This window comes from Acinetobacter sp. XS-4, from assembly GCF_023920705.1.
GTDB lineage: Bacteria > Pseudomonadota > Gammaproteobacteria > Pseudomonadales > Moraxellaceae > Acinetobacter.
Window position 1 is genome coordinate 159006 of the sequence record NZ_CP094657.1, and the last position, 15877, is coordinate 174882.

13 protein-coding genes and 1 riboswitch are annotated in these 15877 nt (G+C 40.4%); of the genes, 11 read left to right on the forward strand and 2 right to left on the reverse strand.

Annotation, left to right across the window (positions count from 1 at the left end; translation table 11 throughout):
- The 3 genes from MMY79_RS00735 to MMY79_RS00745 all read left to right on the forward strand — a co-directional run bounded on the left by MMY79_RS00735 (window position 1) and on the right by MMY79_RS00745 (window position 3212).
- The gene (locus MMY79_RS00735) at window positions 1–1983 is read left to right on the forward strand and encodes a 2-oxo acid dehydrogenase subunit E2 (protein ID WP_252611274.1); all 1983 of its coding nucleotides are present in this window, start codon (window positions 1–3) and stop codon (window positions 1981–1983) included.
- Window positions 1984–2128: 145 nt separating this feature from the next.
- Window positions 2129–2407 (forward strand): hypothetical protein, encoded by a 279-nt coding sequence (locus MMY79_RS00740; protein ID WP_252611277.1) that lies wholly within the window; start codon window positions 2129–2131, stop codon window positions 2405–2407.
- A gap of 28 nt (window positions 2408–2435) precedes the next feature.
- A riboswitch (yybP-ykoY riboswitch) is annotated at window positions 2436–2621 on the forward strand.
- A 15-nt stretch (window positions 2622–2636) separates the two neighbouring features.
- Window positions 2637–3212 (forward strand): TMEM165/GDT1 family protein, encoded by a 576-nt coding sequence (locus MMY79_RS00745; RefSeq protein WP_003654075.1) that lies wholly within the window; start codon window positions 2637–2639, stop codon window positions 3210–3212.
- Between the two features lie 58 nt (window positions 3213–3270).
- Here MMY79_RS00745 and MMY79_RS00750 read toward each other — a convergent pair whose 3' ends face one another.
- A complete protein-coding gene (locus MMY79_RS00750) occupies window positions 3271–5418 on the reverse strand; it encodes a TonB-dependent siderophore receptor (RefSeq protein WP_252611278.1) in 2148 nt (715 codons plus the stop codon).
- Between the two features lie 228 nt (window positions 5419–5646).
- Here MMY79_RS00750 and MMY79_RS00755 point away from each other — a divergent pair, with 228 nt between their 5' ends.
- The 5 genes from MMY79_RS00755 (at window position 5647) to recJ (ending at window position 11961) form a co-directional block, all read left to right on the forward strand.
- Window positions 5647–6444 carry an MBL fold metallo-hydrolase gene (locus tag MMY79_RS00755; RefSeq protein ID WP_252611280.1) on the forward strand — a complete coding sequence of 266 codons (798 nt, stop codon included), beginning with the start codon at window positions 5647–5649 and terminating at the stop codon, window positions 6442–6444.
- A 195-nt stretch (window positions 6445–6639) separates the two neighbouring features.
- Window positions 6640–8106 carry an IMP dehydrogenase gene (gene guaB / locus MMY79_RS00760; RefSeq protein WP_016139870.1) on the forward strand — a complete coding sequence of 489 codons (1467 nt, stop codon included), beginning with the start codon at window positions 6640–6642 and terminating at the stop codon, window positions 8104–8106.
- A 149-nt stretch (window positions 8107–8255) separates the two neighbouring features.
- Window positions 8256–9593 carry a phosphoglucosamine mutase gene (glmM, locus tag MMY79_RS00765; protein WP_252611282.1) on the forward strand — a complete coding sequence of 446 codons (1338 nt, stop codon included), beginning with the start codon at window positions 8256–8258 and terminating at the stop codon, window positions 9591–9593.
- A gap of 10 nt (window positions 9594–9603) precedes the next feature.
- Entirely contained in the window at window positions 9604–10260 is a 657-nt protein-coding gene (gene pdxH / locus MMY79_RS00770) for a pyridoxamine 5'-phosphate oxidase (RefSeq protein WP_252611284.1), read from the forward strand.
- On the forward strand, window positions 10261–11961 hold the full coding sequence (gene recJ / locus MMY79_RS00775; protein WP_252611286.1) for a single-stranded-DNA-specific exonuclease RecJ: 1701 nt from the start codon (window positions 10261–10263) through the stop codon (window positions 11959–11961).
- A 49-nt stretch (window positions 11962–12010) separates the two neighbouring features.
- Here recJ and MMY79_RS00780 read toward each other — a convergent pair whose 3' ends face one another.
- Window positions 12011–12778: a putative porin gene (locus MMY79_RS00780; protein ID WP_004790036.1), complete on the reverse strand. Its 768-nt coding sequence runs from the start codon at window positions 12776–12778 to the stop codon at window positions 12011–12013.
- Window positions 12779–13169: 391 nt separating this feature from the next.
- On the opposite strand from MMY79_RS00780, the gene prfB reads away from it, so the two are divergent.
- The 3 genes from prfB (at window position 13170) to MMY79_RS00795 (ending at window position 15876) form a co-directional block, all read left to right on the forward strand.
- Window positions 13170–14265, forward strand: a protein-coding gene (gene prfB / locus MMY79_RS00785) for a peptide chain release factor 2 (RefSeq protein ID WP_100222431.1) whose coding sequence is annotated in 2 segments (ribosomal slippage) — window positions 13170–13241 and window positions 13243–14265 — 1095 coding nt in all. Because the reading frame shifts where the segments join, the coding sequence is not laid out codon by codon here.
- 221 nt (window positions 14266–14486) lie between these two features.
- Window positions 14487–14789, forward strand: a complete 303-nt coding sequence (locus MMY79_RS00790) for a helix-turn-helix transcriptional regulator (protein ID WP_016139876.1) — start codon at window positions 14487–14489, stop codon at window positions 14787–14789.
- A gap of 28 nt (window positions 14790–14817) precedes the next feature.
- Window positions 14818–15876 carry an alkene reductase gene (locus MMY79_RS00795; protein ID WP_252611289.1) on the forward strand — a complete coding sequence of 353 codons (1059 nt, stop codon included), beginning with the start codon at window positions 14818–14820 and terminating at the stop codon, window positions 15874–15876.
- The last annotated feature ends 1 nt before the right edge of the window (window position 15877 follow it).

The following is a 15877-nucleotide window of genomic DNA, read 5'->3' on the forward strand; positions in this document are numbered from 1 at the left end:
ATGCAAATTAAGACCCCTGATATTGGCGTAGATAAAGCAATTGTTGCCGAAATTTTGGTAAAAGTTGGCGATAGCATTGCTGAAAATGACAGCCTTGTTTTGCTTGAGTCGGATAAAGCGTCTGTTGAAGTGCCTAGCACTTCAGCAGGTGTCGTAAAAAGTATCTTAATCAAAGAAGGCGATAGCGTAACTGAAGGTACGGTATTGTTTGAACTTGAAGCTGAAGGTACTGCACCTGCGGCTCAAACAGAAGAAGTTGCAAAACCTGCTCCAGCAGCTGAACAATCAGCAGCACCGGTAGCGGTACAACAAGCTTCAACTGCTGTACAACCAGCAGCGGCAACCACGAGTCAAGTGGTTGAAGTTCAAGTTCCTGACATTGGTGTTGAAAAAGCACTCGTTGGTGAAATTTTAGTAAAAGTTGGCGAGCAAATCGATGTTGAGCAAAGCATCGTTGTGGTTGAATCTGATAAAGCAACTGTAGAAGTACCAAGCAGTGTTGCTGGTACTGTAGAAAGCATTCAAGTTAAAGAAGGCGATACAGTTAAAGAAGGTGTTGTGCTCATTAAAGTGAAAACAACATCTGCAGCAAGTGCGCCAGTTGAGGCTCCTGCTTCTACAGCGGCTCCAGTAGCGGCACCTGCACCAGTTCAACAAGAAACTGTAGCTGCGGCTGCTACTCAATCTGGACCAGTTGATATTAACGTTCCTGATTTGGGTGTAGACAAAGCAGTTGTTGCTGAAATTTTGGTACAAGTTGGCGATAAAGTTGATGTAGACCAGAGCCTTGTTGTGGTTGAGTCAGATAAAGCAACTGTTGAAGTTCCAAGTACTGTTGCAGGTGTTGTGAAAGCGATTCACTTGCAAGCAGGTCAACAAGTTTCACAAGGTATATTGCTTGCAACAATTGAAGCTGAAGGCCAAGCACCTGCTGCGGCACCAGCGGCAAAAGCAGAAGTAGCTCCAGCTCCACAGGCAGCAGCACCTAAAGCGGCAGCTCCTGCTCCGACTCAGGCTGTATCTGCTCCAGCGTCTGGTAGTGACAAGTTAACCAAAGAACAAGAAGCCGACAACGCTAAAGTATATGCAGGTCCTGCTGTACGTAAGCTTGCTCGTGAGCTTGGTGTGATTTTGTCACAAGTCAAAACTTCTGGTGAGCATGGCCGTGTTGTTAAAGAAGATATCTTTGCTTATGTGAAGACTCGTTTAACTGCACCACAAGCGGCACCAGTTGCTGCGGCTGCACCAGCGGTTTCGGGTTTGCCAAAGCTTCCTGACTTCACTGCATTTGGTGGTGTGGAAGAAAAAGTACTGACGCGTTTGCAACAAGTATCTATTCCGCAATTGTCGTTGAATAACTTTATTCCGCAAGTCACCCAGTTTGATTCGGCTGACATTACTGAGTTAGAAGATTGGCGTAATGAGCTAAAAGGCAACTTCAAAAAAGAAGGTATCAGCCTGACGATTATGGCATTCATTATCAAAGCGGTTGCGCATTTGTTGAAAGAAGAGCGTGAGTTTGCAGGTCATCTATCTGATGATGGTAAATCAGTGCTCTTGCGCAATGAAATCCATATGGGAATTGCGGTAGCAACACCTGATGGTTTAACTGTGCCAGTACTTCGTAACCCAGACCAAAAATCAATTAAGCAAATTGCAGTTGAATTGGGTGTGTTAGGTCAAAAAGCACGTGATAAGAAATTAACACCGAAAGACTTACAAGGTGCGAACTTCACGATTACAAGCTTAGGTTCGATTGGTGGTACATCATTTACACCACTTGTGAACTGGCCACAAGTTGCGATTTTGGGTATTTCACCAGCAACGATGCAACCAGTTTGGAATGGTAAAGACTTTGATCCACGCTTAATGTTGCCGTTGTCGATGTCTTATGACCACCGTGTAATTAATGGTGCAGATGCCGCTCGCTTTACCAATAAACTTACGAAACTTCTTAAAGATATTCGTACTTTATTAATCTAATATTTTGAAATAAATCATTAAAACCTCGCTTCGGCGGGGTTTTATTTTGGTATTTAATTTAATTGATTTTAGGTTAATCTAAAGATAAAGAGGGAGTGATCGAGAGAGGAAAAATTTCTCGTTTTAGGTAAAGGAGAAATAATAAATGATGGGTTTTTTTAAAATCATGTTGCCGATTCTGTTGGTTGTCTTTTTATTAATGGGATTATGGGTCAGTCTTTTGCACTTTCCTTGGGAGTGGATGACCTACGTTGCAATAGGTTTGGAAGTATTCGTGGCAACGCTTATTTTGCCATTTGAATTTCAATCACAACATATAACAGGCGTTAACAATTTTGGGTTTATTAACTTAAGTATCTGTTTAGCTTTACTATTAGGTTTAGGGCGGCTGTTAGTGTGGGCATGGATAAAATTTTTTGTTTGAAAAATAGAACTGCTCGAATATAATGAGCACATACTTCATTGGGGAGTAGCCGCTATTCATTTCTGAATGAATAGGTGATGATCAACATAATTGTTCAACAGAACATGGTCATCATAGCTTAAACGTCTCATCGTTTCCGAGTTGGCAAGACCTTTGATTTACCACTCTGCAGATATTTGGCTAGCAGGAGGGGTAGGTCATGGGCATTTATGCTAGCCAGAGAAACGACATGCAAGAATTTCTGATTTCTACCTCGATTGTTGCCCTCGCTGAAATGGGCGATAAAACTCAATTGTTGGCCCTTTTACTGTCTGCACGTTTCCGTAAGCCAATCCCTATTCTTATTGCGATTCTTTTAGCAACTTTAATTAACCATGGTATCTCTGCTGTGCTTGGGCAGTGGATTACGACCGTCTTGAGTCCCGAAATTTTAGTTTGGGTACTTGCTGGTGGTTTTATTGGTATGGCGTTCTGGATGCTTATTCCAGATAAGCTAGATGATGAAACAGATAGCATTAACAGATGGCAAAAATTTGGTGTTTTTGGTGCAACCTTTATCCTGTTTTTCTTAGCAGAAATTGGTGACAAAACCCAGATTGCGACAGTGGCTTTAGCTGCACGTTACGATAGCATTTTTTGGGTGATGCTAGGTACAACCTTAGGTATGATGATTGCCAATGCACCAGCTGTATTTATTGGTAATAAGTTAGCTGAACGTTTATCTATTTCACTCATTCATAAAATTGGTGCTGCTATTTTCTTAATTGTAGGTGTCTCTACTTTAGTGCAGCATTATTTCTTCTAATGCATTTAAAGCTGCCAAAAAAACGCACTCAATTCGAGTGCGTTTTTTGTAGGTCATTTTAGTAGTTAAATTTCACTGTAAAGTTAATTTGGCGTGGATTACCGAGCGTCACCAAATTCTCATTCAGTGCACCTGCATAGTAATCTTTATCAAATAAATTACGAATCGCAAGTTGAGCGCCCCAATGTCCAGCGTCATAGCCAGCTTCAGTGTCAAAGACTGTATAGCCTGGAATGTGAACATCTAAACCATCGACAGTTTTATAGGTTTCACCACGGAATCCACCGCCGACATACCAGCCAAGTTTTGATGCTGGGTCAAATTTATAACGTGCTGACAAGCTATAAGCATGCTCAGGAATATTATCGAGTGCTTTTCCTACATTGCTTGAGTTTGCATCTTTACTAATTTCAGCATCAATGGTGTAGGTATATGCAGCCGTTAATTTTAAGCCTTCTAAAATTTCTGCGCTAAGCTCAGTTTCAATACCACGAGTTAACTGTTCACCACGTTGTACTTTATAGCCACTATTTACGGTATCAGTAACTAAAACATTTTGGCGTTTTAAATCATACCAAGCGATAGCACCTTGAATCCGTTGATCAGGGCTTTGTAATTTCATTCCGACTTCAACCTGTTTTCCTTCTTCAGGTTTGAATGGATTGCTATTTACATCAGTACCAGTGTTAGGTGTAAATGAAGTGGCATAGCTGACATAAGGGGCAACAATGTCATTAAGGGTATACATGACAGAGATGCTACCCGTAAATGCATTGTCTGATTGTTTACTCGCACTACTTGTAACTAAGCTTGTGCTTTGGGTTTGTGCCCAGTCTTGGCGTCCTGACAAGCTTAAAAGCCATTGATCATTGAGTTGAATACGGTCACGAATATATAAACCTGCGTATTTTAAGCGGTTAATATCATGGTTGCTGACAGGGTTGGAACAGGTAACAGTTTGCCCATATACAGGAGCATATATGTTTAAATCACCTACATTACAACGGTTATTGGTGTAATCACTTTTTTCTTGGAAAGCATCTACACCTATATTGAAATCATGTTGCATACCATATAAATCAAACTGTTTATTTAAACGGTTATCGATGGCAAAACTTAAGTTATCAATAATTTGGTGGCGGCTGTTATTTTTGCGGCTTATGGTGGTGTAGTTTTTATCTGCCCAAAAGTTACTACCTGTACGAGCAAAAACCGCTTTACCATCCATTTCGGTTTTTTGCACGGCAAAATTCTGGTTAAAGTTCCAGCCATTGTCAAAGGCATGTTTAAACGTATAACCAGTGCGGTAAACATCTGCTTCATATTTACCAAAATTAGGGTCGCCAATATATAAGCTTCGGTCTATAGCACCGTTAGGATTGTCTTTTAAAGTGCCAATAACAGGTAAACCTTGCTGACGAATATATTCGCGGTGCTGATAACTTGCGATTACGGAGAGGTCAGTGTTATCACCTAAGTCAAAATTGTAAGAAGGCGAAATATAGTAATTTTTAAAATACACATAATCTGTGGGGTCATCTTGGTCAGAGATACGACCATTTAAACGGAAAGCACCTTTTTCACTATTATTAGGACTATAGTTTAAATCGAATGTCCCTTCTTTAAGGCTGTAACTGCCATAAGTCATACTAGCGCGTGCAAAGCTTTCTGCTTCAGGTCGTTTAGTCACTAAGTTGACCATGCCGCCTGGTGCAACCAACCCGAAATTAATAGAAGCAGGGCCTTTTAAAACTTGGACCTGATCCATGCCTGATAGTTCAGTGGCAACGTAAGTATTTTGTCCAACTCTTAAACCATCTACATAAACTGAATCTGAAGATGTCTGCCCTCGAATAACAAAATCATCCCAACCACGACGACCAAGTTTTCCAGCTTCAACACCTGCAACGCCTTCAAGTGCCTCTGCAAGGGTCTTTGCTTGTTTCTGGTCGAGCTGTTCACGTGTCACCACTGAAACCGATTGAGCAGTCTTAAATAAGGGTGCATCTGATTTTAAGGCAGAGGTTGCTTTTGTTGCGACATAGGGAGAGGTGGGTTCTTTTTGCGCCTGAATAGAAATTGTGGGTAGCACACTGGTTGAATTTTGTTGTTCTGCTGCTTCATCAGCATGACTTGCTGTCATCGAACTAAAAATAGCAACTGCTAACAATGTTTTGGAACTTGAAAAATAAGGGGCTTGGTTCATGGGAGGCCTAGGCAGCGCAAAAGACAAAACTGATAATGAGAATTATTTTAATTTATTGTGTATTAACTTTAAATAACATTATGATTCATTTATAAAATAAGAAAAGCAAAAGCTATTTTAAAATATTATGAGAAAAATAAAGCAATTCGTTGCAAGAGTTATCGAATCCCTTTATTTTAGTATGGATATAAAAATATCTAATATTTAAAGTTTTTTTGGGGGAATTGTATGGGGTTTGAAAAAACAACATCGCAGATATTATTTGATAATGGCATTCATAAATGTATTAGTTTTACCAGTTTGGTCAAAGGGGAAGGTATCCAAGCCAATCAATTTTTAATTATTGATCATGAGCGCGCTGCTGTAATCGATCCGGGTGGCGATTTGACCTATGTTCCGTTGACCATGGAATTAAACAAATATACACGTTTGAAAAATCTCGACTATGTGATGGCCTCACATCAGGATCCGGACATTATTACCTCGATGCCACGCTGGTTAGTTTATACCGATGCTAAAGTCGTGGCGTCAAAATTATGGGCACGATTTTTACCTCACTTAAACTCGTCTTTTATGAGTGAGCGCATGAAAGGGAATTGGGAAGATCGCCTAATTGAACTACCTGATCAGGGTCAAGTGATTCAATTGGGGGAATCAAAGCTTGTGGTAGTTCCTGCTCATTTTCTACATTCAGTCGGTAATTTTCAGTTTTATGACCCCGTTGCCAAAATTTTATTTTCTGGTGATATGGGTGCTTCGATTGTTGAGGATGCTAATCAACCTTTAACAGATTTTGATACGCATGTTCTGAAAATGAAAGCTTTTCACCAACGCTATATGTGTTCCAATAAAGTCATCCGTTTATGGGTAAACATGGTTCGCCAAATGGATATTGAAATGATTGTTCCACAGCATGGCAGTCCATTTATGGGTAAAGAAATGATTAATCAGTTTTTGGACTGGATTGAGGTTTTACCTTGCGGCATCGACTTGATGACAGAACAAATTTTTAGTTGTCCTGCCTAAATATGATGTCTAATGATCAACCCAGATAAAATTCTGGGTTGCAAAAAACATGGGTTAAAAAATAAGGTTAAAACTATAATAAGTGGGAATTATTTAGAGCAGCTCTACATCTATTGCTGAAAAAGGCAAAGATAATATGAAAATTGCATTGAAATTTGTTTATAATAGCTCACGGAAATTACCAGTGAGATTGTTATGCTGACCATCGTTCAAGAAGCGCTAACCTTCGATGATGTCTTATTACTTCCTGCCTACTCTACTGTTCTCCCAAAAGATGTCTCTCTAAAGACACGTTTAACTCGCGGCATTCATTTAAATATCCCATTAGTTTCAGCTGCAATGGATACAGTGACTGAGTCACGTATGGCGATTGCGATGTCACAAAATGGTGGTATCGGGATTTTGCACAAAAACATGGATATTGCTGCTCAAGCTGCAGAAGTACGCCGTGTAAAGAAATTCGAAGCGGGTATGGTGAAAGACCCTATCACTGTAACGCCTGAAACTACAGTACGTGAACTGATTGCAATTACCACTGCTAATAACATTAGCGGTGTACCTGTTGTTAAAGACGGCAAGGTTGTTGGTATTGTGACAGGCCGTGATACGCGTTTTGAAACCAATTTAGAACAACCTGTTAGCAACATCATGACGGGCCAAGATCGTTTAGTCACTGTACGTGAAGGCGAGTCTAAAGAAAATATTCAAGCATTATTGCAAAAACACCGTATTGAAAAAGTCTTGGTCGTTGGCGAGAGCAACGAACTTAAAGGCTTAATTACAGTGACTGACTTCCGCAAAGCTGAAAGCTATCCAAACAGTTGTAAAGATGATCTTGGTCGTTTACGTGTTGGTGCTGCGGTAGGTACAGGTGCTGATACACCAAGTCGTGTGGAAGCGTTGGTTGAAGCCGGCGTTGACGTAATCGTTGTTGATACAGCACACGGTCACTCAGCTGGTGTAATTGAACGTGTACGTTGGGTGAAACAAAACTTCCCTCAAGTACAAGTGATTGGTGGAAATATTGCAACTGGTGATGCTGCATTAGCATTATTAGATGCAGGTGCAGATGCTGTAAAAGTGGGTATTGGTCCTGGTTCTATCTGTACAACTCGTATTGTGGCAGGTATTGGTATGCCACAAATTTCTGCGATTGACAGCGTTGCTAACGCACTAAAAGATCAAATTCCTTTAATCGCAGATGGCGGTATCCGTTTCTCTGGCGATATGGCAAAAGCGATTGGTGCGGGTGCAAGCACGATCATGGTTGGTTCACTTCTAGCTGGTACTGAAGAAGCGCCTGGCGAAGTTGAGTTTTTCCAAGGTCGTTACTACAAAGCATATCGTGGTATGGGTTCATTAGGTGCCATGGCGGGAGCAACAGGTTCTGCTGACCGTTATTTCCAAGACTCAAAAGCGGGTGCTGAGAAGTTAGTACCAGAAGGTATTGAAGGTCGTGTGCCATATAAAGGCCCAATGGGTAACATCGTTCATCAAATGATGGGTGGTTTACGTTCATCGATGGGCTATACCGGTTCAGCTGTGATTGAAGATCTTCGCCAAAACGCTAAATTTGTAAAAATCACTTCAGCGGGTATGTCTGAGTCACATGTTCATGATGTAACGATTACTAAAGAAGCTCCAAACTATCGTGTTGGTTAGAATTTGGTAACCAAAACAATGAAGAAAGCCGTCATTACACTGACGGCTTTTTGTTTTTGGTGTAAAGTAAAACTGAAGAAAAGAAATATGGCGGAATTGCCATATATGAAGTGAGCCACCGCTGAAGTGGCGTAAGAATGAGATAAGCTATGAGTTATTTTGGAACGGATGGTATTCGTGGAAAATTTGGGCAAATGCCTATTACTCCAGAGTTTGCTTTAAAACTCGGTTTTGCTGCAGGGAAGGTATTAAAACGAACGAGTCCAAAAAATAAACCGCTCGTTGTATTAGGAAAAGACACACGTTTATCTGGTTATATTTTAGAATCTGCTTTGCAGGCAGGCTTAAACGCTGCTGGCGTATATGTTCATTTACTTGGCCCACTACCAACACCAGCAATTGCACATCTGACTCGTGCTTTGCATGCACATGCAGGTATTGTTATTTCTGCATCACATAATCCATATTATGATAATGGGATTAAATTCTTCTCAAGTGAAGGCAAAAAGTTACCAGATTCATTACAAGAAGAAATTAACCTTGAATTAGAAAAAGATTTATTTATTGAGGACACTGCAAACTTAGGTAAAAGTGTTCGTGTAAATGATGCAAATGGTCGTTATATCGAATTTTGTAAATCTACATTCCCTTACCACTTTGATTTAAATAATTTAAAGATTGTGTTGGACTGTGCTCATGGCGCGGCATATAGCGTTGGGCCTTCAGTTTTCCGTGAGCTAGGGGCAAAAGTTATTGCTTTATATAATGAACCAGATGGCTTAAATATTAATGAGAGCTGTGGTTCAACTCATCCTGAACACTTACAAAAAGCAGTGGTTGAGCACGAAGCAGATTTAGGTATTGCCTTTGATGGCGATGCTGACCGTGTTGTGATGGTTGATAAGTTTGGTAACTTAATTGATGGTGACCATATCTTATATATTTTGGCGACTCAGGCGCAAAATAAGCCAGCGGGTATTGTTGGTACTGTCATGAGTAATATGGCACTTGAAGTTGCATTTGAAAAAGCAAATGTTAATTTTGTTCGTGCAAAAGTCGGTGACCGTTATGTATTACAGGCTTTAGAAGAAAATGGTTGGGTGATAGGTGGCGAGCCTTCTGGTCATATTTTAACTTTAGATAAGAGTACGACTGGTGATGCGATTATTGCAGCACTTCAAGTTCTAACGGTGATGGTTGAGCAAAATAAGGCTCTTCATGAATTAGTTCAAGACTTTAAATTATTCCCGCAAGTTCTTTTAAATGTACGTTTAGAACAAATGCTTGATCCGTATTCTATTCCAGCATTGGTAACTGAATTTGATAAAGCAGAAGCACAGCTCAAAGGTCGTGGACGTATCTTGATTCGTAAGTCAGGAACAGAGCCTGTAATTCGTGTCATGGTTGAAGGTGACAATGAGCAAGAAGTGAATGCTTTAGCTCAGCATTTAGCAGATTCAGTTCGTTCACAAGCACAAGTCGCATAAGGTGCATGGCATGAGTGATGTCATCAAAGATTTAAGTGAATTACGCTTGAGCTATGAACAAGGCGAGTTGTATGAGGGGCAGGTTGATTCTAACCCTCATCAGCAGTTTCTTGGTTGGTTTAACCATGCTCTAGCAGCCAATTTGCATGAACCCTATGCAATGTCATTAGCAACAGCGGGTGCGAATGGTAGACCTCATGTTCGAACAGTTTTGTTACGTGGGGCCATAGAAGCTGGTTATGATTTTTATACTAACTATGACAGTCAGAAAGGTATTGATTTGGCAGAAAATCCTTATGCCGAATTATTATTTTACTGGCCAAGTCTAGAGCGTCAGGTAAGAGTTGGTGGTCATGTCGTCAAAATTCCTGAACAGGAATCTACAGATTACTACCTTAAGCGACCACGTGATAGCCAGATTGCAGCGCATATTAGCACTCCGCAAAGTGGTAAAATTGAAAGCCGAGAGCTGTTGCAGCAACGTTTTCAAGACTTACAGCAGCAAGTCGAAAGTCGTGACGTGCTTGATAAGCCAGAGTTCTGGGGTGGTTATCGTCTGCAACCAGATTATTATGAATTCTGGCAAGGACGACCAAATCGTTTACATGACCGCTTGAGTTATGAAAAAATCGACGGTCAATGGACGCTGCACCGACTGATGCCTTAAATGACAAAAATACAAATCAAACAAAGACCTTTATTGACACGCCCTGAACAGTTTCAGGGCGTGCCTCCGTTTATTGCCGAGATTTTGGCAAGGCGTGGAGTACAATCTGAGCAGGAATTAGAATTAAAGCTTAAGAATTTACTTGCTCCTCAGCTCAAAGGATTAGAAATCGCTGTGGCATTAATAGATCAAGCTATTGATACACAGAAAAAGATTATTATTGTTGGTGACTATGATGCAGACGGTGCAACCAGCACAGCGTTAATGGTATTGGTGCTTCGTGATATGGGAGCACAAGTCGACTATTTAGTTCCAGACCGATTTAAATACGGTTATGGGCTTACGCCTGCAATTGCAGAGCTTGCACATCAAACTTATCAGCCCGATTTATTAATTACAGTCGATAATGGAATTTCCAGCCATGCTGGGGTTGATACAGCCCATGCATTGGGCATGCAAGTTATTATTACCGATCATCATTTAACAACTAAAGAAACACCTCCGGCAGAAGCGGTGGTTAACCCAAATCAGTTAGGTTGTGATTTTCCAAGTAAAGCGCTTGCTGGTGTTGGTGTTGCATTTTATGTGCTGGCCAATTTGGCTAGTTTACGTAACAAGCAAGGCAAAAGTACGAGTAAAGTCACTCAATATCTAGATTTAGTCGCTTTGGGAACTTATGCGGATGTTGCTGTATTAGATTATAACAACCGCATTTTAGTGGATGCAGGCGTGAAGCGCATTCAGCAACATCAATGTCGAGTTGGGATATTGGCGTTGTTAGATATTGCTGGCAGAGAGGCGTCGTCTTTGCGTGCACAAGATCTAGGTTTTGTTTTAGGTCCGCGTATTAATGCTGCTGGGCGTATGGAGAGCATGCGAATCGGTATCGAGTGTTTATTAGCAGATTCTATGGAAACAGCTTACCCGATTGCTCAACAATTAAATCAGTTAAATATAGAGCGGCGACAAATCGAAGGGGAGATGAAGCAACAAGCTTTATCTGCTTTAGATAGCTTGCAACTCTCAAAAGAAGATATCCCACAAGCTCTTGTACTCTTTGAAGAGAGTTGGCATCAAGGCGTGATTGGGATTGTGGCAGGGCGTTTAAAAGAACAGTTCCATCGACCAACAATAGTTTTTGCACCAGATGAAGATGGTATTCATATTAAAGGGTCTGCGCGTTCAATTGATGGTGTGCACATTCGAGATATGATTGAACAAGTTGCTGAACAACATCCGGAATTGGTGAGCCATTTTGGTGGACATGCGGCGGCAGCAGGTTTAACGATACGTAAAGAAAATTTTGATGCTTTTAAAACAGTGTTTACTGCCTGTGTTGCAGCTATGGACGACTCTCTGTTTCAGGCTACGTTATGGACAGATGGAGAATTACCAGCTTCGGCTTTGCAACTAGATACCTTGGACTGGATAGAGCAGCTTGGACCATGGGGGCAAAAATTCCCTTTTCCTCAGTTTGAAGGACATTTCAAAGTTGTTGATTATCGTTGGCTTAAAGAAACGCATCTAAAACTTAGATTGGCCCTTGATCAATATACTTTTGATGCAATTGCTTTTAATGCCGCTGGACGATTTGAATTTAATCCTATGCGAGATGAAGTTCATTTGCTCTATGAGATTGATCGTAATGTATTTAAGGGCAATGTAAATTTACAATTGCGTATTGTGCATTTAAACCAATAAAAAAAATCCGCTCAAATGAGCGGATTTTTTTAGAAACTTTTAGACTAGATTAGAAACGGTAGCCTGCACGAACACCATAAGTGTTGTCGTTGTCACCGAAACCAATACGACCTTCAAGACTTACTTGTTGATTTAAGAATTTTTTAGCATTAATACCAAATTCATCTTTATCAGTTAAGTCATTGTTGTAGTAATCCACACCAAGACTTAAAGTTTTATCGATGTAGTAGTCACCACGAACTTTATATTCGTCTAGGTCACCAAACGCACCGAACGCTTCAAGGTTTACGTCATGTTGACCTACTTGAGTTACGTATTTAGCACGAACTGTTGGATCAGCGCCGTCTTTACCGTCTTTTTCGTCGTAACCTTTAACACCTAGAGCAAGTAATAAACCTGGAGCTGGTAAATAACCTACTTCAGCTGCATAAGTAGTTACTTTGCTATCAATATTGGTGTTATCAATTTCACGCTCATTACGGCCTACATCACCGCTAAGGTAGAAATCAGAGTTAGGAACATAGTATTCAACACCTACGCCATACTGAGTATCTTTAGTGCCGCTGTTATCGCCATAGTTGATAAGTGCGTTAACATTACTTGCACGGCTTAAGAAAGCTGCTTCAGCAAGTGGAGCGTTACGAGTTTGAACAGGATTAAAGTAATAAGTCCCGTCAACACCGAATTTACTTACGCTGCTTCCGTTGTCTGGATCAAGATAATTGTAAGAACCACCAACTTCAGCTTGGTAAGCGTTTGCTGCGCCACTTACTGCAAGAGCAGATAAAAGAGCTGATGCAATTGCTAGTTTTTTCATGGAATCTCTCCCCTCTAAAAAGCGATTTATAAATGTTTTGTTACAAGTTTTAGTCTAGAGGAAAATGAGTTAGCGTCAATCTTGCACAAGTAACCATACTGTAACTATGTGATTTTTTTGTAAATATGTTTAACTTAAATATTTGATTTTAAAATATAAAAATAGAATGTTTTATTTTATTAAAATTGAGGAGATTTTGTGTAGATCATAAAAAATGCTGTAAAAGTACCCAATTTTGTATGAGGATGTTACTGGTTAAACTTAAAATGAACTGAAGAAAATTTAGAAATTAGAGGAGTGAAATATAATGAGAAATACAAAGCAGGTTCGAAGATAACCACAGCTATGCTAAAATAATTGACTGTTTATCTGCTCTTATGGGAACACTCGCGTGGAAATTAATCCTTATCTAAACCAATTGAAAGACTTAACTGATCGTAGCCAAACACTACGGGGGTATCTTTGACTACGATCTGAAAAAAGAACGTTTAGAAGAAGTTTTACGTGAGTTAGAAGACCCAGCAATTTGGAATGACCAAAGCCGCGCTCAGGCGATGGCGAAAGAAAAGGGCGAACTAGAAAACGTTATTAATGTATTGGATGGGTTGTCAACACAACTTGAAGATGCAAAAGCGATGTTAGATTTGGCTGTAGAAGCCGATGATGAAAGCCTGCTTGAAGATGTTCAGTCAGAGCTTGGTGCTGCTGAAGATGAACTGGCTAAACTTGAATTCCGTCGTATGTTTAGTAACCCAATGGACCCGAATCCTTGCTATGTCGAGATTCAATCAGGTTCAGGTGGTACAGAAGCACAAGATTGGGCTTCAATGCTATTACGTATGTATATGCGTTGGATTGAACGTCATGGCTTTAAAGCAGAACTCATGGAAGTATCTGATGGTGACGTAGCTGGTATTAAGTCTGCAACGATTCGTGTTGAAGGTGAATATGCCTATGGTTGGTTACGCACAGAGTCAGGGGTACACCGTTTAGTTCGTAAATCACCATTTGACAGTGGTAACCGCCGTCATACTTCATTCTCTGCGGTATTCATTTCCCCAGAAGTTGATGACAATATTGAAATTGATATTAATCCTTCTGATGTTCGTACAGATACTTACCGCGCATCTGGTGCAGGTGGTCAGCATATTAACAAAACCGATTCGGCAGTTCGTTTGACACACACTCCAACAGGTATTGTGGTGGCGTGTCAGAACCAGCGTTCGCAACATGCTAACCGTGACCATGCATGGAAACAGTTACGTGCGAAATTGTATGAATTGGAAATGCAAAAACGTAATGAAGCAGCTCAAGCCCTAGAAGACTCGAAGTCTGATATTGGTTGGGGAAGCCAAATTCGTTCATATGTATTAGATGATTCGCGTATTAAAGACTTACGTACTGGCGTGGAAAACTCTAATACAGGTGCTGTTCTTGATGGTGACCTTGATCGCTTTATTGAGGCGAGCTTAAAACAAGGTTTATAAGAGTCTGCTGAACTTTTAGTTTAAATACAGTTCATCTATGAATATGTAGAACTCTTGGATTTTTAGCGATTAAAACGGCAAAGCAGTTCAGTCTTCGAATGTTAATCGAAAAAATGCGATATGAATATCGAAAAAAATAGATATGAATATCGCAAAAATGCGATATGATGTTTTCGAAATGCTGAATAAAGCTTTGTTCGTTTAAAAGACGTGTTGAGCCTATGGATATTGATGCAATTAGCAAAGCCCTTTCCAATCCGCTACGTCGGCAAATTTTGCAATGGTTGAAAGAACCTGACCATTATTTACCCGTGGAAGAGTGTGGTGGTAGTTTTGAGAAAGGTGTTTGTGCAGGTCATATTGAACGATTGGGTAAAGTAGCTCAGTCTACGATGTCGAATCATTTGTCTGTTTTACAACAGGCGGGGCTGATTCAGGTCCAAAAATATGGTCAATGGTCTTATTTTTCACGTAACGAAGCTTTGATTCAGCAATATATCGAACATTTAAAACAAACACTTTAACGATATTAAAGTGTAAGTCGAGGCGACTATGGCTGAACTCAATACTCCTTTAACGGTTGGTGATTTTGAAATCAAAAATCGATTGGTAATGGCTCCATTAACGCGTGCGCGTAGTGGTGAAAGTCGAATACCGAATGATTTAATGGTTGAATATTATCAACAGCGTGCAAATGCTGGTCTTATTTTGACTGAAGCAACAGTGATTGGTTCAAAAACTGTCGGTTATGCAGAAACCCCAGGATTATGGTCGCAAGAGCAGGCACAGGCTTGGAATAAAATTATTGAGGCAGTTCATGCTCAAGGTTCAAAAATTGTAGCCCAACTTTGGCATGTTGGCCGTATTTCGCATCCTGAACTTTTAGATGGTGATATTCCTGTTGCACCAAGTGCAATTCAACCTGCGGGTGAAGTGAGTTTATTACGTCCTAAACGTCCGTATGTAAAACCACGTGCACTTTCATTAGAAGAAGTGAAAGAGGTTGTTGCTCAATATAAACATTCAGCAGAATTGGCTAAAGCAGCTGGTTTTGATGGTGTTGAATTACACGCAGCAAATGGTTACCTAATTGACCAGTTCCTTCAAAGCAATACGAATCAACGTGATGACGAATACGGTGGTCCTGTTGAAAACCGTGCACGTTTATTGTTAGAAGTTGTTGATGCATTTATTGAAGTGTGGGGCGCTGGCCGAGTAGGTGTACATATTGCACCACGTGGTGATTCACACGATATGGGTGATGAAAACCCGTTAGCAACGTTTGGCTATGTGGTTGAACAATTGAACCAACGTAATGTTGCTTTCATTTTCTCTCGTGAATATGAAGCTGCTGACAGTATTGGCCCTAAACTTCGCGAAAAATTTAATGGTGTCTGGATTGCCAATGAAAACCTAACACCAGAGTCAGCAAAACGTATTTTGCGTGATGGTGAAGCTGACGCAGTATCTTTTGGTAAAGCATATATTGCCAACCCAGATCTTTTACAGCGTTTAGAGCAAGACTTACCTTTAAATGAACTTCAAGCAACAACTTTATATGCGAAAGGTGCTGAAGGTTATACAGACTATCCAACGCTAGAAGCTTCGTAAA